The 15,886-nt window shown below is 69.9% G+C and carries 17 protein-coding genes, 1 tRNA gene and 1 riboswitch; of the genes, 16 read left to right on the top strand and 2 right to left on the bottom strand.

Annotated features, from left to right (window positions below):
- The first annotated feature begins 49 nt into the window (after window positions 1-49).
- The 3 genes from NS331_RS02380 to pdxA are packed head-to-tail and all read left to right on the top strand — an operon-like array spanning window position 50 to window position 3,202.
- Window positions 50-1,375 carry an MFS transporter gene (locus tag NS331_RS02380; RefSeq protein ID WP_058640413.1) on the top strand — a complete coding sequence of 442 codons (1,326 nt, stop codon included), beginning with the start codon at window positions 50-52 and terminating at the stop codon, window positions 1,373-1,375.
- Window positions 1,372-2,136, top strand: a complete 765-nt coding sequence (locus NS331_RS02375) for a Nif3-like dinuclear metal center hexameric protein (protein WP_058640412.1) — start codon at window positions 1,372-1,374, stop codon at window positions 2,134-2,136. The genes NS331_RS02380 and NS331_RS02375 overlap by 4 nt, the downstream gene beginning before the upstream one ends.
- Before the next feature lie 10 nt (window positions 2,137-2,146).
- On the top strand, window positions 2,147-3,202 hold the full coding sequence (gene pdxA, locus NS331_RS02370; protein ID WP_058640457.1) for a 4-hydroxythreonine-4-phosphate dehydrogenase PdxA: 1,056 nt from the start codon (window positions 2,147-2,149) through the stop codon (window positions 3,200-3,202).
- Between the two features lie 96 nt (window positions 3,203-3,298).
- Here the strand turns inward: pdxA and mscL are convergent, their stop codons facing one another.
- Entirely contained in the window at window positions 3,299-3,733 is a 435-nt protein-coding gene (gene mscL, locus NS331_RS02365) for a large conductance mechanosensitive channel protein MscL (RefSeq protein WP_058640411.1), read from the bottom strand.
- Window positions 3,734-3,978: 245 nt separating this feature from the next.
- Here mscL and petA point away from each other — a divergent pair, with 245 nt between their 5' ends.
- From petA to NS331_RS02325, 8 genes are all read left to right on the top strand, one after another.
- Window positions 3,979-4,599, top strand: coding sequence for a ubiquinol-cytochrome c reductase iron-sulfur subunit (gene petA / locus NS331_RS02360; RefSeq protein ID WP_058640410.1), 621 nt, complete (start codon window positions 3,979-3,981; stop codon window positions 4,597-4,599).
- A gap of 16 nt (window positions 4,600-4,615) precedes the next feature.
- Window positions 4,616-6,019 (top strand): cytochrome b, encoded by a 1,404-nt coding sequence (locus NS331_RS02355; protein WP_058640409.1) that lies wholly within the window; start codon window positions 4,616-4,618, stop codon window positions 6,017-6,019.
- 23 nt (window positions 6,020-6,042) lie between these two features.
- On the top strand, window positions 6,043-6,798 hold the full coding sequence (locus NS331_RS02350; protein ID WP_058640408.1) for a cytochrome c1: 756 nt from the start codon (window positions 6,043-6,045) through the stop codon (window positions 6,796-6,798).
- 102 nt (window positions 6,799-6,900) lie between these two features.
- Window positions 6,901-7,512 (top strand): glutathione S-transferase N-terminal domain-containing protein, encoded by a 612-nt coding sequence (locus NS331_RS02345; RefSeq protein WP_058640407.1) that lies wholly within the window; start codon window positions 6,901-6,903, stop codon window positions 7,510-7,512.
- A 38-nt stretch (window positions 7,513-7,550) separates the two neighbouring features.
- The gene (locus NS331_RS02340) at window positions 7,551-8,069 is read left to right on the top strand and encodes a ClpXP protease specificity-enhancing factor (RefSeq protein WP_058640406.1); all 519 of its coding nucleotides are present in this window, start codon (window positions 7,551-7,553) and stop codon (window positions 8,067-8,069) included.
- A gap of 34 nt (window positions 8,070-8,103) precedes the next feature.
- Window positions 8,104-8,179 (top strand) — tRNA-Thr (locus NS331_RS02335).
- Window positions 8,180-8,528: 349 nt separating this feature from the next.
- Window positions 8,529-8,912 carry a DUF4148 domain-containing protein gene (locus tag NS331_RS26540; protein WP_058640405.1) on the top strand — a complete coding sequence of 128 codons (384 nt, stop codon included), beginning with the start codon at window positions 8,529-8,531 and terminating at the stop codon, window positions 8,910-8,912.
- 8 nt (window positions 8,913-8,920) lie between these two features.
- Entirely contained in the window at window positions 8,921-9,358 is a 438-nt protein-coding gene (locus NS331_RS02325; RefSeq protein ID WP_058640404.1) for a DoxX family protein, read from the top strand.
- Between the two features lie 44 nt (window positions 9,359-9,402).
- On the opposite strand, the gene NS331_RS02320 is transcribed toward NS331_RS02325, so the two are convergent.
- Window positions 9,403-10,122, bottom strand: coding sequence for a Crp/Fnr family transcriptional regulator (locus tag NS331_RS02320; RefSeq protein ID WP_058640403.1), 720 nt, complete (start codon window positions 10,120-10,122; stop codon window positions 9,403-9,405).
- Between the two features lie 26 nt (window positions 10,123-10,148).
- Here NS331_RS02320 and NS331_RS02315 point away from each other — a divergent pair, with 26 nt between their 5' ends.
- From NS331_RS02315 to NS331_RS25315, 5 genes are all read left to right on the top strand, one after another.
- Window positions 10,149-11,825: an adenylate/guanylate cyclase domain-containing protein gene (locus NS331_RS02315; protein WP_058640402.1), complete on the top strand. Its 1,677-nt coding sequence runs from the start codon at window positions 10,149-10,151 to the stop codon at window positions 11,823-11,825.
- A 9-nt stretch (window positions 11,826-11,834) separates the two neighbouring features.
- Window positions 11,835-11,904, top strand: a riboswitch (S-adenosyl-L-homocysteine riboswitch).
- 75 nt (window positions 11,905-11,979) lie between these two features.
- Window positions 11,980-13,413, top strand: coding sequence for an adenosylhomocysteinase (gene ahcY / locus NS331_RS02310; protein ID WP_058640401.1), 1,434 nt, complete (start codon window positions 11,980-11,982; stop codon window positions 13,411-13,413).
- Window positions 13,414-13,530: 117 nt separating this feature from the next.
- Window positions 13,531-14,304 (top strand): TlyA family RNA methyltransferase, encoded by a 774-nt coding sequence (locus NS331_RS02305; protein WP_058640400.1) that lies wholly within the window; start codon window positions 13,531-13,533, stop codon window positions 14,302-14,304.
- 29 nt (window positions 14,305-14,333) lie between these two features.
- Entirely contained in the window at window positions 14,334-15,167 is an 834-nt protein-coding gene (metF, locus tag NS331_RS02300) for a methylenetetrahydrofolate reductase [NAD(P)H] (RefSeq protein WP_058640399.1), read from the top strand.
- Window positions 15,164-15,883: a septal ring lytic transglycosylase RlpA family protein gene (locus tag NS331_RS25315; RefSeq protein ID WP_082702210.1), complete on the top strand. Its 720-nt coding sequence runs from the start codon at window positions 15,164-15,166 to the stop codon at window positions 15,881-15,883. The genes metF and NS331_RS25315 overlap by 4 nt, the downstream gene beginning before the upstream one ends.
- Window positions 15,884-15,886 lie beyond the last annotated feature (3 nt).

Below are 15,886 nucleotides of genomic sequence, written 5' to 3'. Positions count from 1 at the left end.
ACCTGTGCCGGGCGCCGGCGGCGGCCGTCTCCGCCGGTTGGGTTTTTCCATGTCTTCTGCTTCCCCATTCGCCGGCGCCGCCGCCGGCCCGCGCCCGTTGACCGCGCGGGACTACAAGACGCTCGCGCTGTCCGCGCTGGGCGGCACGCTCGAGTTCTACGACTTCGTCATCTATGTCTTCTTCGCTGCCGTGATCGGCGGCCTGTTCTTTCCGGCCGACATGCCGGACTGGCTGCGCCAGCTGCAGACCTTCGGCATCTTCGCCGCCGGCTACCTGGCCCGGCCGGTGGGCGGCATCGTCATCGCGCACTTCGGCGACCTGCTGGGGCGCAAGCGCATGTTCTCGCTGTCGATCTTCCTCATGGCCGTGCCGACGCTGGTGATCGGCCTGCTGCCCACCTATGCCGCCATCGGCGTGGCCGCGCCGCTGCTGCTGCTGGCCATGCGCGTGCTGCAGGGCGCTGCCATCGGCGGCGAGATGCCGGGCGCCTGGGTCTTCATCGGCGAGCACGTGCCGGCGCAACGCTACGGTCTGGGCGTGGGCACGCTCACGGCTGGCATCACCGGCGGCATCCTGCTGGGCTCGCTGGTGGCAGTGGCCATCAACACGCACTACGCGCCGGCCGAGGTGAGCGACTTCGCCTGGCGGATTCCCTTCATCCTGGGCGGCGTGTTCGGCCTGGTGTCGGTGTACCTGCGCCGCTTCCTGCACGAGACGCCGGTGTTCCAGGAGCTGGCGCAGCGCCGCAGCGTGGCCGCCGAGCTGCCGCTCAAGACCATCGTGCGCGACCACCGCGCGCCGGTACTGTACGTTGCGCTGCTGACCTGGGTGCTGTCGGCCGCCATCGTCGTGGTGGTGCTGTACACGCCCACCTACCTGCAGAAGGTGCACCACGTTCCGGCCGCCGTCGCGCTGGAGGCCAATGCCCTGGCCACGTTCATGCTGACGCTGGGCTGCGTGCTCGTCGGCTGGGCCTGCGACCGCTTCGGCACGCGCCCCACCATGCTGGTCGGCTGGGCGGGCCTCTTCATCACGGCCTACCTGTTCTACACCGGCCTGCCGGGCACCACCGCGTCGCTGTTCTGGCATTACGGACTGGTCGGGCTGTTCGTGGGCACCATCGCCACGGTGCCGATCGCGAGCGTGCGGGCCTTCCCGGCGCCCGTGCGCTTCTCGGGCCTGTCCTTCGCCTACAACATGGCCTATGCCATCTTCGGCGGTCTGACGCCGGTGATCCTGACGCTGTGGCTGCAGCGCGACCTGATGGCGCCCGCCCACTACGTCGGCGCGCTGGCCGTGCTGGGCTTCGTGCTGGCATGGTTGCCGCTGGCCGTCCGGGGCCAGCCGATGCAGGCCGCGACAATGCGCGGATGAGCCTGTCCCGATCCGCCCTCCTGCAGTCCTTCGATGCCCTGCTGACGCCCGACCGCTTCAAGGACTACGGCCCCAACGGCCTGCAGGTCGAGGGCCGCGCCGAGATCCGCAAGATCGTCTCGGGCGTGACGGCCAGCCGGGCCTTCATCGAGGCCGCCATTGCCGAAGGTGCGGATGCGCTCTTCGTGCACCACGGGCTGTTCTGGCGCGGCCAGGACGGCCGGGTGACCGGCTGGATGCGCCAGCGCCTGGGCCTGCTGATCGGCCACGACGTCAACCTGTTCGCCTACCACCTGCCCCTGGACGCGCATCCGCTGCTGGGCAACAACGCGCAGCTCGGCCGCGTGCTCGGGCTGGAGGCGCAGGCCACACGCTTCGGCGAGCAGGACCTGGGCTGGCTCGGCACGCCCGAGGCCGGCACGGCGTTCGACGGCGCCGCGGCGCTGGGCCGGCACGTCGAGTCGCGGCTGGGCCGCCCGGTGACCGTGGTGCCCGGCGACGGCCGGCCGCTGCGCCGCATCGCTTGGTGCACCGGTGGGGCGCAGGGCTTCTTCGAGGCCGCCATCGCTGCAGGGGCGGATGCCTTCCTCACCGGCGAGATCTCGGAGCCGCAGGCGCATTACGCCCGCGAGACGGGCGTGGCCTTCCTGGCCTGCGGCCACCATGCGACCGAGCGCTACGGTGCCCCGGCCGTGGCAGCGCAGGTGGCGGCGGCGCACGGACTCGAGCATGTCTTCATCGACATCGACAACCCGGCCTGAAGGGATGGTCATGGACGCATCCTCCGCCGCCCATTCCCTTTTTGCCATCACGCAGGGCGACCCGGCCGGCATCGGGCCGGAGATCGTCGTGCGGGCCTGGCATGAGGCGCCCGACGCCCTGCGGGGTGCTTTTGTCGCAGGCGACGTCGCCGTCATGCGACGGGCCTCGCAACTCGTCGCGGGACCGGGCGGCATCGCCTGGCCTGTCGCGCAGATCGCGCAGCCGGCGGACGTGCAGCAGGTGCCGCCGCGCTGCATGCCCGTGCTGCAGGTGGGCGAGCCGTTGGTGCCGCCCGACTACGGCCGCATCAGTGCCGGGGCCGGACGCAGCGCCGGCACCGCCGTCGAATGGGCGGCCCGCGCGGCATTGCGCGGTGAAATCGCCGCCATGGTGACGGCGCCGCTGCACAAGGAGGCGTTGTCCGCCGCCGGCTACGGCTTTCCCGGCCACACCGAACTGCTGCAGGCCGAGGCGGCCGCCTTCCAGGGCTGCAGCATCGACGACGTGCCGGTGCGCATGATGCTGGCCAACGACGAACTGCGCACCGTTCTGGTCAGCATCCATGTCTCGCTGCGCGAGGCCATCGACCGCCTGAGCCGTGCGGGCGTGCTGCAGACGCTGCGCATCACGCATGCCTCGCTCGCGCGCATGCTTGGCCGTGCGCCGCGCATCGCGGTGGCGGGGCTCAATCCGCATGCGGGGGAGGGTGGCCTTTTCGGCCGCGAGGAGATCGACCTCATCGCGCCCGCCGTGGCCGATGCGCGGGCCGAAGGCATCGACGCCTCGGGGCCCTATGCGCCGGACACGGTCTTCATGCGGGCCCGACGCCTGCCAGGCCGGACGGCCGGCGAATTCGACGTTGTGGTCGCGATGTACCACGACCAGGGCCTGATTCCGGTGAAGTACCTGGGCGTGGAAACCGGCGTCAACGTGACGTTGGGCCTGCCCTTCGTGCGCACCAGCCCGGACCACGGCACGGCCTTCGACATCGCCGGCCAGGGCATCGCCAAGGCCGACAGCCTGATCGCCGCCGTGCGCATGGCGCGCAGCCTGGCGGGGAATTGAAACGCCAGCGGCGGGGGCCGGCCGTTCTCAGGGCGGCCGGCGACCGACCGGCACGCTGCGCCCGGCGGCGCCTTCATGCCCGCCGGCAGCGCCCGCTCAGCGGCGCGCCAGGCTGTCGCGGATCTCGCGCAGCAGCACGATGTCTTCCGGCGGCGCGGCAGGGGCGGCCGCCTGCGGCTCGGCCTTCTCGCGGCGCAGCCGGTTGATCTGCTTGACCATCAGGAAGATCACGAAGGCCAGGATCAGGAAGTTCACGACGATGGTCAGGAAATTGCCGTAGGCCAGCACGGCGACGCCGGCTTTCTTGAGATCGGCCAAGGTATTGGGCACGCCGGCGGGTATCGTGCCGAGCACCACGTACAGGTTCGAGAAGTCGAGCCGTCCGAACACCAGGCCCACCAGCGGCATGATCACGTCGCCCACCAGCGAGTCGACGATCTTGCCGAAGGCCCCGCCGATGATCACGCCGACGGCGAGGTCGACCACGTTGCCCTTGACCGCGAACTCGCGGAATTCGCTGAAGAAGCTCATGAATTGTTTCTCCTGTCCCATGCGCCTTAACAATTGGCGCAGGAAGTATAGGGAGCAGGAAGGCCGTTCCACGGTGTCGTCCGCACGTCGCGGGCGGCGGTCGAACACGGCCTCCGGACCGCACGCCGGCGGGCCTGGCCGCCCTGTATATCGGGTCTGTCCCAAATTGAAGCCGACAAAACCCCTCCGTTAAAATTGTTTGTTGACCCGGCTCAGCCACCACAAGTACATCGAGGAAGCCCCCCATGAGTGACATTCCGGTCGGCCCGAAGCGGGTCGACGCCAGCAAGCGGACTTGGCTGATCGCATCCGGCTGTGCCGGCGCGGTGGGTGGGGTGGCCACGGCGATTCCCTTCGTCAGCACCTTCCAGCCGTCGGAAAAGGCCAAGGCCGCCGGCGCGCCGGTCGAGGTCGACATCGGCGGCCTGCAGGTCGGCGAGAAGATCACCGTCGAATGGCGCGGCAAGCCGGTGTGGATCCTCAAGCGATCGCCGGCGCAGATCGCCGAGCTGCCCAAGCTGGACCCGCAGCTCGCCGATCCGGAGTCCAAGCGCAACCCTTCTGAATTCACGCCCAAGTACGCGCAGAATGAGAACCGCTCGATCAAGCCCGAGGTGCTGGTGGTCGTGGGCATCTGCACCCACCTGGGCTGCTCGCCCACCGACAAGCTGCAGGCCGGCCCCCAGCCCTCGCTGCCCGACGACTGGCAGGGCGGCTTCCTCTGCCCCTGCCACGGCTCGACCTTCGACCTGGCCGGCCGCGTGTTCAAGAACAAGCCCGCCCCCGACAACCTGCCCGTTCCTCCGCACAAGTACCTGTCGGACACGCGCCTGTTGATCGGCGAAGACGGCACCGGCAACGCCTGAGCGGGAGGAGACACCCATGGCCGACTTCAAGGACATCTCGCCCAACGCGCCCGCCGGCGCCAAGCTGGGCAACTGGCTGCACAACCGCTTTCCGACGGCTTTCGACGCCTACCGCGTCCACATGTCGGAGTACTACGCGCCGAAGAACTTCAACTTCTGGTACATCTTCGGCTCGCTGGCGCTGCTGGTGCTGGTCATCCAGATCGTCACCGGCATCTTCCTGGTGATGCACTACAAGCCGGATGCCACCCAGGCCTTCGCCTCGGTCGAGTACATCATGCGCGACGTGCCCTGGGGCTGGTTGATCCGCTACATGCACTCCACCGGCGCCTCGGCCTTCTTCGTGGTGGTGTACCTGCACATGTTCCGCGGCCTGCTCTACGGCAGCTACCGCAAGCCGCGCGAGCTGGTCTGGATCTTCGGCTGCGCCATCTTCCTGTGCCTGATGGCCGAGGCCTTCATGGGCTACCTGCTGCCCTGGGGCCAGATGTCCTACTGGGGCGCGCAGGTGATCGTGAACCTGTTCTCCGCCATTCCCTTCATCGGCCCCGACCTGGCGCTGCTGATCCGCGGCGACTACGTGGTGAGCGACGCCACGCTCAACCGCTTCTTCAGCTTCCACGTGATCGCCGTGCCGCTGGTGCTGCTGGGCCTGGTGGTGGCGCACCTGCTGGCGCTGCACGACGTGGGCTCCAACAACCCCGACGGCATCGAGATCAAGGCCAACAAGGACGCGCAGGGCCGGCCGCTGGACGGCATTCCCTTCCACCCGTACTACACGGTGCACGACATCTTCGCGGTCGTGATGTTCCTGATCGTGTTCACGGCGGTGATCTTCTTCGCGCCGGAGATGGGCGGCTACTTCCTGGAGTACAACAACTTCATCCCGGCCGACCCGCTCAAGACGCCCAACCACATCGCGCCGGTCTGGTACTTCACGCCCTTCTATTCGATGCTGCGCGCCATCACCAGCGAGATGATGTATGCGCTGATCGCCTGCGTCGTCGGCGCTGCCGTGTTCGGTGTCTGGAAGACGCGCCTGGCGCGCATCGCCAAGATCGCCATCGTCGTGGCGGCCGTCCTGGCCTGCGCGATGATGCTGTCGATCGATGCCAAGTTCTGGGGCGTGGTCGTGATGGGCGGCGCCGTGATCATCCTGTTCTTCCTGCCCTGGCTGGACAAGAGCCCGGTCAAGTCGATCCGCTACCGGCCTTCCTGGCACAAGTACCTCTACGGCGTCTTCGTGGTGGTCTTCGTGGTGCTGGCCTACCTGGGCGTGCAGCCGCCGTCGCCCCTCGGCGAGCGCGTGTCGCAGGTGGGCACCCTGTTCTATTTCGGCTTCTTCCTGCTCATGCCGTGGTGGACCCGCCTGGGCGAATTCAAGCCCGTGCCCGACCGCGTGACCTACGCCGCGCACTGAACGAGCGCCGGAGAAGCATCCCCATGAAGAAACTGATCCTCACGTTGATGATGGCGCTGGGCGTCGCCACGGGCGCCCTGGCGGCCGAAGGCGGCATCGCCTGGGACAAGGCGCCGGGGCGCACCAACGACCTGGCGTCGCTGCAGAACGGTGCCAAGCTGTTCGTCAATTACTGCCTCAATTGCCACTCGGCCGCCTTCATGCGCTACAACCGCCTGCAGGACATCGGCCTGACCGAGCAGCAGATCAAGGACAATCTGCTGTTCACCACCGAAAAGGTGGGTGACACGATGAAGGCCAACATCGATGCCCGACAGGCCAAGGAATGGTTCGGCGGCAACCCGCCCGACCTCACCTTGGTGGCGCGTTCGCGCGCCGGTCACAATGGCACCGGTGCCGATTACCTCTACACCTATCTGCGCACCTACTACCGCGACGACACCAAGGCGACCGGCTGGAATAACCTGGCTTTTCCGAGCGTGGGCATGCCCAACGTGCTCTGGGAACTGCAAGGCGAGCGCCGCCCGGTCTACGACAAGGTGGAGCAGCACGGTCACGAGACCGAGGTCCTCAAGGGCTGGGAGCAGGTCAAGCCGGGCAAGATGACGCCGCTGCAGTTCGACCAGGCCGTCGGCGACCTGGTCAACTACCTGCAGTGGATGGCAGAGCCCGCGCAGAACACGCGCGTGCGCGTGGGGGTGTGGGTGTTGCTCTTCCTCGTGGTGTCGCTGGTCTTCGCCTGGCGTCTCAATGCCGCGTTCTGGAAGGACGTGAAGTAGCGGGAACGCCGACGGCGCTGCCCGGGCCTGCCGGGCGCGTGGACCGACAGAGTGGGCTGCGCCAGCGGCCCACTCTTTTTTGATTTTTTGGAGCCTTTCGCCATGATGGTGCTGTATTCCGGAACGACCTGCCCCTTCTCCCATCGCTGCCGCTTCGTGCTGTTCGAAAAGGGCATGGACTTCGAGATCCGTGACGTCGACCTCTACAACAAGCCCGAGGACATCAGCGTGATGAACCCGTACGGGCAAGTGCCGATCCTGGTCGAGCGCGACCTGATCCTGTACGAATCCAACATCATCAACGAGTACATCGACGAGCGCTTCCCGCATCCGCAGCTGATGCCCGGCGACCCGGTCGACCGCGCCCGCGTGCGTCTGTTCCTGCTCAATTTCGAGAAGGAACTGTTCGTCCACGTCTCCACGCTCGAGAACCGCAGCGCCAAGGGCAACGACAAGGCCATCGAGAAGGCCCGCTCGCACATCCGCGACCGCCTGACGCAGCTCGCGCCCGTGTTCCTCAAGAACAAGTACATGCTGGGCGAGAACTTCTCCATGCTGGACGTGGCCATCGCCCCGCTGCTGTGGCGCCTGGACTACTACGGCATCGACCTGAGCAAGAACGCCGCGCCGCTGCTGAAGTACGCCGAGCGCATCTTCTCGCGCCCCGCCTACATCGAGGCGCTGACGCCCTCCGAGAAGGTGATGCGCAAGTAATTGCGCGGCCGTCCGGAAGAAAGACGCCTCATTCCTCCATGATCAGTGCCCTCGAATCCACCTCGCTGCGGCCGTACCTGCTGCGTGCCCTGTACGAGTGGTGCACCGACCACGGTTTCACGCCCTACATCGCCGTTCTCGTGGACGACACGGTGCAGGTGCCGCGCGAGTACGTCAAGAACGGCGAGATCGTGCTGAACATCAGCTACGACGCGACCAGTGCGCTGAAGATCGGCAACGACTTCATCCAGTTCAAGGCCCGGTTCGCCGGCACGGCGCGCGACATCGCCGTGCCCATCGGCCGGGTCGTGGCCATCTATGCGCGCGAGAACGGCCAGGGCATGGCCTTCCCGCCGCTGGAGGCCGGTGCACCGGACGCCGGCGATGCCGCCGGCCCGGTGGCCAGCCAGCCGGTGCCCGAGCCGCGCGCGGGCATGCACCTGGTGGGCGAGGGCGGCGAGCCCGAGCCCAGCGTCGCGACGCCAGCCGCCACGCCCGACGACGAGCCGCCGCGCCCGCCGCAGGGCGGTCGGCCTGCGCTCAAGCGCGTGAAATAGCGCACGGGGCCCCTTCGCTAGAATCGCCCGCTTCGCCGCTTTAGCTCAGTTGGTAGAGCACCCGCCTTGTAAGCGGTAGGTCGTCAGTTCGATTCCGACAAGCGGCACCATCTCCAGGCCTGGCGGCCAGCCCGCCCTGCCCAAAGCCTCCGCGCAGTTCCTGCCGGAGGCTTTTTTTCGTCCGCGTCCGGCCGCCTGTCCCGATCGGCGGCACGTTGCCTGCCAAACAGGCAATCCACCCGGATGGCCCGCAGGAACGTCACTTGGCGTCGTCCTCCCCGACATATGCCCAGGCTTATCCACAGAAATCCGGGACAACCTGAGGGCGCGACCTGCTTCCGGGTGTGCGCAAACGCACTGCCGCGCGGACGCCGCGGCGAGAGACTCCTTCCATCGATTCGCCGACGCCCCGGGCGCGGCGGTCGAACTTCCGAACCTCAACGTCCCAAGGATTGCGCCATGAACACCAAGACCGCCCTGATCGCCGCACTGCTTGCCGCCGTCGCCGGCACCGCCGCCGCCGAAACCCAGGCCGACTACATCCAGCAGAACCGCACCGCCTTCCACGGCACGCTGTCGCGCGCCCAGGTGCAGCAGGACCTGGCCGCTGCCCAGCGCGGTGGCGAACTGGCGGCCATCGGCGAGGCCAGCAGCTTCGGCCAGCCCAGCCTGGTGGTGGGCGAGCGCAGCCGCGCCCAGGTGCAGGCCGAGGCCGTGGCCGCCGCCCACGCGCCCAACCAGAACCTGGACCCGCGCGCCTTCGTCGACAGCCGCCTGCCGGCCCGCCTGCAGACGACGGCCCAGCCCCAACAGGCCGCTGCCGGGCAGCAGCCCGCCCTGTGAGGTCCGCCATGACCGCCGCTGCCAACGAAAACGGCCTCGTGTGGCCGCGCCAGAACGATGCCGGCAAGCTGGTGCTGCGCCTCGCGGTCGGCCTGCTGGTGCTGCTGCACGGCCTCTCCAAGCTGGGCACGGGCCCCGGCTTCATCGTCAAGATGCTGGCCGCCCATGGCCTGCCGGGCGCCATCGGCTACCTGGTCTACGTGGGCGAGGTGCTGGCGCCGGTGCTCATGATCCTGGGCCTGTGGACGCGCGCCGCCGCCGGCGTGGTGGTGATCAACATGATCGTCGCGCTGCTGCTGGTGCACACCAGCCAGTTCTTCGCCATGACCAGCCAGGGCGGCTGGGCGCTGGAACTGCAGGGCCTGTACCTGTTCGGCGCGCTCGCCGTGATGCTGATGGGCGCTGGCCGCTTCGCGCTGGCCGGGCCGCAGCGCGGGCTGAACTGAGCGTCCTGGAGGCCGCCGCGCTCAAGGGGCGCGCGGCGCCGCGCTCAGCGCTCCCCGTCGCCCATCACCTCGGCCACCAGGCGCGCCAGCCGGGCGAGGTCGGTGACGACCAGCGCATCGGCCTCCTTGCGCAGCAGCCCGGCGCGCACCAGCGCATTGAGCTCGCGCGTGACCTGTTCGCGGTTGGTGCTGATGCGGCTGGCCAGCTCGGCGTGGCGCGGCACGGGGGCGATGCGCGCTTCCCGGGCGGCATCGGCGTCCTCGGTCGCGGCCCGCGCCAGGCGCAGAAGTTCCGCATGCAGCCGGTTCTGCACGCCCAGCGTGCTCAGCTCGATCACCCGCTCCGACAGCTGGCGCACCAGCAGCGCCAGCCGCGCCATCAGGCGCAGGGCGACGGCGGGCTCTTCCTGCAGCATCGCCAGGAAGGCCTCACGCTCCAGCACGGCCACCAGGCTGTCCGCCACCGTCACCACGTCGGCCGAACGGGGCTGGCCGTCCAGCGCCGACAGGTCGCCGACGATCTCGCCCGCACCGAGGTCGCGGAAGGTGACCTGCCGGCCGTTGGCGCCATAGGTGGTCACGCGCACCGTGCCGTCGACCACCAGGAAGACGTCGGCGCGCCGCTGGCGCCGCAGCAGCAGCGGCTGGCCGGCGGGCACGCGGCGCCACGTGCAGCGCCCGGCCAGCGCGTCCAGCCGCTCGGCCGGCAGTTCGTCGAAGAGGGCAAAGCGCCGAAGCGCGAGACTGGAGGGCCGGTCGCTCATGGGCGGCCGATTATGCTCAGCCGCCCATGACCCCGCCTCCCGCTCCGGCCGCGCCGCCGGCCTTCGACTTGCGCTCGCGGCGCGACCTGCGCTGGGCCAGCGGGCTGGTGCTCATGGCCTACGTCACGCTGCACCTCGCCAACCATGCGCTCGGCCTGGTGTCCATGCATCTGGCGCAGCAGGTGCTGGCGCCGTTGCGGGCGTTCTGGCATGCCTGGCCCGGCACGCTGCTGCTCTATGGCGCTGCCTGCGTGCACATGCTGCTGGCCTTCGTGGCGCTGTGGGAGCGGCGCAGCCTGCGCATGCCGCCGCTGCAGGGCCTGCGCATCGTGCTGGGTTTCGCCTTGCCGCTGCTGCTGGCCTCGCACCTGGCGGCCATGCGCGGCGGCTACACACTGCTGGGGCTGGACGGCAGCTATGCCCGCGTGGTGGCCGGACTGTGGGATTCGGCCGGCGGCTGGTTCCAGGTGCTTGCCATGGCGGTGGCCTGGGCGCACGGCTGCATGGGCCTGCATTTCGCGTTGCGGGCCGCCCCGCGCTGGCGCCGAGCCCAGCCGCTGCTGCTGGTGGCCGCCGTGCTGCTGCCAGTGCTGGCGGCCCTGGGCTTCGTCGCCATGGGCCGCGAATGGCAGGTCGCGCCGCAGCCGGTGAACGGGCCCGACGCGGCGGGCAGCGCGCGGCTGTCCATGCTGGCGGATGGGGGCGAGGCGCTATTCCTGGCGGCGCTGGCCGGCGTGCTGGTGGCCCGGCTGATCCGCAGTCGCTGGCTGCGCCTGGCTGGCGGACGCGTGCTGACGCTGCGCTATCCCGACCGGCAGGTGCAGGTGCCGGTGGGCTGGAGCGTGCTGGAGGCGAGCCGGGCCCATGGCATCGCGCACCTGTCCCTGTGCGGCGGCCGGGCCCGCTGCTCCACCTGCCGGGTGCAGGTGAGCGGCCCCGACGCCCACTGCCCCGCGCCGAATCCCGACGAGGCACGCACGCTGGCGCGCGTGCACGCCGGCCCCGGCGTGCGGCTGGCGTGCCAGCTGCGGCCGACCGGCGACCTGTCGGTGCGGCCGCTCCTGGGCCGCACCGCCGCGGCCGACGCGCAGCGCCCGCGCCTGGGCGGCGAGCGCGAGGTGGCCGTGCTCTTCGTCGACCTGCGCCGCTGGTCCGGGCTGGCGGAGCGCCAGTGGCCCTTCGACCTGGTCTACGTGCTCGACCGCTATTTCGCGCTGGTCGGCGAGGCGGTGCGCGAGGCCGGCGGCGTGCCCAACCAGTTCATCGGCGACAGCGTGATGGCCATCTTCGGGCTGGACGAGGGGCTGGACCTGGCCTGCCGCCGCGCCTTCCGGGCCGCCGCCCTGGTGAGCCTGCGCATGCGCGAATGGCGCGACCGTTTCGAGCGCGAATTCGGCCAGCCGCTGGACTTCGGCATGGGCCTGCATGCCGGCTCGGCCGCGCTCGGCGAAGTGGGCCATCTGGACGTGCAGAGCTTCACCGCCGTGGGCGAGGTGGTGAACACCGCCAGCCGGCTGCAGGAGCAGACCAAGACGGCCGGTGCTGCGCTGGTGGCCTCGCGCTTCGCCGCCGAGCAGGCGGGCCTGGCGCCGGGGGCGGCAAAGTTGCAGCGCATCGAGGTGCGCGGCCGGCGCGCGCCCATCGAGGTGCTCGCCTGGTCCGCGGAGGACATGGCCGCCGCACCCTTCGCCGCGCTTTTGTAGAATCCCCGGCCAACCGAGGAGCGTTGCAGCGCCGTCAGGCGTGAGGCTCGGAATTCACACGCAACCACGCTCACCCGCATCGCGCCGTGGTGAGTGCTTTTTCTCCCTCCCCACGCGCAGCGGAAACCCTGAAACCCGTGTTCTGGAGCATTGCATGAGCGCCGTTCTCAAAGTTGACCCGTCCGCCGACCAGGCGATTGCCGACATCTCGCTGGCCGACTGGGGCCGCAAGGAAATCAAGATCGCCGAGACCGAGATGCCCGGCCTGATGGCCATCCGCGAGGAATTCGCGGCGGCCCAGCCCCTGAAGGGCGCCCGCATCACCGGCTCGCTGCACATGACCATCCAGACGGCCGTGCTGATCGAGACGCTGAAGGAACTGGGCGCCGACGTGCGCTGGGCCTCGTGCAACATCTTCTCCACGCAGGACCATGCCGCCGCCGCCATCGCCGCGGGCGGCACGCCGGTGTTCGCCATCAAGGGCGAATCGCTGGAAGACTACTGGGACTACACCCACCGCATCTTCGACTTCGGCCCCAAGGGCTCGGCCGGCGAAGGCCCCAACATGATCCTGGACGACGGCGGCGATGCCACGCTGCTGATGCACCTGGGCCAGCGCGCCGAGAAGGACCTGTCCGTGGTCGCCAACCCGTCGAGCGAAGAAGAGCGCATCCTGTTCGCCGCCATCAAGGCCAAGATCGCCCAGGACCCGACCTGGTACACCCGCAAGTCGGCCGAGATCATCGGCGTGACCGAAGAGACCACCACCGGCGTGCACCGCCTGAACGAGATGTCCGCCAAGGGCACGCTGCTGTTCCGCGCCATCAACGTGAACGACTCCGTCACCAAGAGCAAGTTCGACAACCTCTACGGCTGCCGCGAGTCGCTGGTGGACGGCATCAAGCGCGCCACCGACGTGATGATCGCCGGCAAGGTCGCCGTCGTGGCCGGCTACGGCGACGTGGGCAAGGGCTGCGCCCAGGCCCTGGCCGCCCTGCGCGCCCAGGTGTGGGTGACCGAGATCGACCCCATCAACGCCCTGCAGGCGGCCATGGAAGGCTTCAAGGTCGTGACCATGGAGTACGCCGCCGACAAGGCCGACATCTTCGTGACCACCACCGGCAACAAGGACGTGATCCGCCACGAGCACATGCTGGCGATGAAGAACGAGTCCATCGTCTGCAACATCGGCCACTTCGACAACGAGATCGACGTCGCCTCGATCGAGAAGTACCAGTGGGAAGAAGTGAAGCCCCAGGTCGATCACGTGATCTTCCCGGACGGCAAGCGCATCACCCTGCTGGCCAAGGGCCGCCTGGTCAACCTGGGCTGCGCCACGGGCCACCCCAGCTTCGTGATGTCGTCCTCCTTCGCCAACCAGACCATCGCGCAGATCGAGCTGTTCACCAAGCCCGATGCCTACCAGGCCGGCAAGGTCTACGTGCTGCCGAAGGTGCTCGACGAGAAGGTCGCGCGCCTGCACCTGAAGAAGGTCGGCGCCCAGCTCACCGAGCTGACCGACGCGCAGGCTGCCTACATCGGCGTCGCCAAGACCGGGCCCTACAAGCCCGACACCTACCGCTACTGATCCCGCACCGGGCCGTGGCGGCCGCCGGCACCGTCCACACCGGGCGGTGCGCGGGCCGGCCGCTGCGGCCGGTGAGGGGCGGCGCCCGTCCGCACGGGCCGCCGCGTCGCTGCATCCATGCGCGCTGACCAGTTGCTCGTCGACCGCGGCCTGGCCGCCTCCCGCTCGCAGGCCGCGCGCCTGATCGCGGGCGGCCTGCGCTGGCGCCTGCATGCGGCGCTGCCCTGGCGCGCCGTGGCGAAGAACGGCGACGACGTGCCGTCCATCGCCGAGCTCGACCTGGCCGATGCGGCCGAGGCCCGCTACGTCTCGCGCGGCGGGCTCAAGCTCGAAGGCGCGCTGGACGCGGCGGGCATCGCGGTCGCCGGCCTGCGCTGCCTGGACGTCGGCCAGTCCACCGGTGGCTTCACCGACTGCCTGCTGCAGCGCGGCGCCGCCGCCGTGGTGGGCGTGGACGTGGGCCACGGCCAGTTGCACGAGCGGCTGCGCGGCGACGCGCGCGTGCGCGCGCTCGAGAAGGTCAATGCCCGCCATCTGCTGCCGGCGCAGTTCGCGCCGGTGGGCGGTGCCGGTTTCGACCTCGTGGTGGGCGACCTGTCCTTCATCTCGCTCACGCTGGTGCTGCCGGCACTCTTGCCGCTGATGGCGCCCGCGGGCCGGCTGCTGATGCTGGCCAAGCCGCAGTTCGAACTGCAGCCGGCGCAGATCGGCAAGGGCGGCATCGTGCGCGATGCGGCGCTGTATGCCGAGGTCGAGGCCCGGCTGCGGCAGGGCTGCGCCGATGCGGGGCTGGTGCTGCTGCAGTGGCTGGACAGCCCCATCGCGGGCGGCGACGGCAACCGCGAGTTCTTCATCCACGCGGCGCGGCCCGCGGCCGTGGACGAGCCATAGAGCCACAAGAAAGAAGAAAGGGATTTCCGATGCGTCTTCCGATCAGTTTCGAGTTCTTCCCGCCGAAGACGCCCGAGGGCGCGGTCAAGCTGCGTGCGGTGCGCGCGCAACTGCGCGAACGCGCGCCGCAGTTCTGCTCGGTGACCTACGGCGCCGGCGGCTCCACGCAGGCCGGCACCTTCGCCACCGTGCTCGAGATCCTGGAAGAGGGCAACGACGCCGCCTCGCACTTCAGCTGCATCGGCGCCACCCGCGACACGGTGCGCGAGCAGCTGCAGCAGCTCAAGGCCATGGGCGTGCGCCGCCTGGTGGCGCTGCGCGGCGACCTGCCCAGCGGCTACGGCATCGGCGGCGAGTTCCAGTACGCGAGCGACCTGGTGGCCTTCATCCGCGCCGAGACCGGCCGCGACTTCCACCTGGAGGTGGCCTGCTATCCCGAGGTGCATCCGCAGGCCCGCTCGCCGCAGGCCGACCTGCAGGCCTTCGTCACCAAGGTGCGTGCCGGCGCCGATTCGGCCATCACGCAGTACTTCTTCACGCCCGAGGCCTACTTCCGCTTCGTGGACGAGGCGCGCCGCGCGGGTGCCGAAGTGCCCATCGTGCCCGGCATCATGCCCATCACCAGCTCCACGCAGCTGATGCGCTTCTCCGACGCCTGCGGCGCCGAGATCCCGCGCTGGGTGCGGCTGCGGCTGCAGTCCTTCGGCGACGACACCGCCTCGATCAAGGCCTTCGGCCTGGACGTGGTCGGTGCCCTGTGCGAGCGGCTGGTGGTCGGCGGCGCCCCGGCGCTGCACTTCTACACGATGAACCAGGCCGCGCCCACGCTGGCGCTGCTGGACCGGCTGGGCGGCGCCGCATGAGCGTGGCGGCGACGGCGCGCGCCGTCTGCGCCGGGCTGGCCACGCTGCTGACGGTGGCCTGCGCACCGTTGCCGCCGGCGCCCGGCGAGCCGGCCGCGGCGGGCGCGTCGCCCCCGGCGGCTGCGGCGGTGCCCAGCGCTCCTGCCGCGGCACCCGCCGCGGCCGGCAAGCCGCCGGCTCGCAGCCTGCTGCCGCTCCAGCGCCAGGCGCCCCTGCCCGCGGATGCGCCGACCTCGCGCGTGGTGCAGATCTTTCCCGAGCCCGGCGATGCCCCCGACGCGACCGAATTGCCCGGCGAGGAATTCGAGCGCGGCGGCGGCTCCTGGTACGGCATCCAGTTCCACCGCCGCCGCACCGCCAGCGGCGAGATGTTCGACATGACGAGCCTGACGGCCGCCCACAAGACACTGCCCTTCGGCACCAAGGTCTGCGTGCGCAGCCTGGTCAATGGCCGCGAGGTGCTGGTCCACATCAACGACCGCGGGCCCTTCACGCCGGGCCGCATCATCGACCTGAGCCAGGCCGCGGCCGAGCGCATCCAGCTCACCAGCCTGGGCTTCAAGCAGGTGTCGCTGACGGTGATCGGTGACGAGGGCGGCCTGTGCGACGGCCAGCGCGTGGAAGGCGGCCTGGTGCCGATCAACGTGGCGCCGGTGGTGCGCCAGCCGGTGCGGCGTGCGCCCGCGCGCGGCAAGGCGCCGGTGCGGCGTCGCTGACGG

The sequence above is a fragment of the Pseudacidovorax intermedius genome (assembly GCF_001476815.1).
Lineage (GTDB): Bacteria > Pseudomonadota > Gammaproteobacteria > Burkholderiales > Burkholderiaceae_C > Xenophilus > Xenophilus intermedius_A.
Note: the sequence above shows the minus strand (reverse complement) of the source record. Positions and strands in the feature narration are given on the sequence as shown.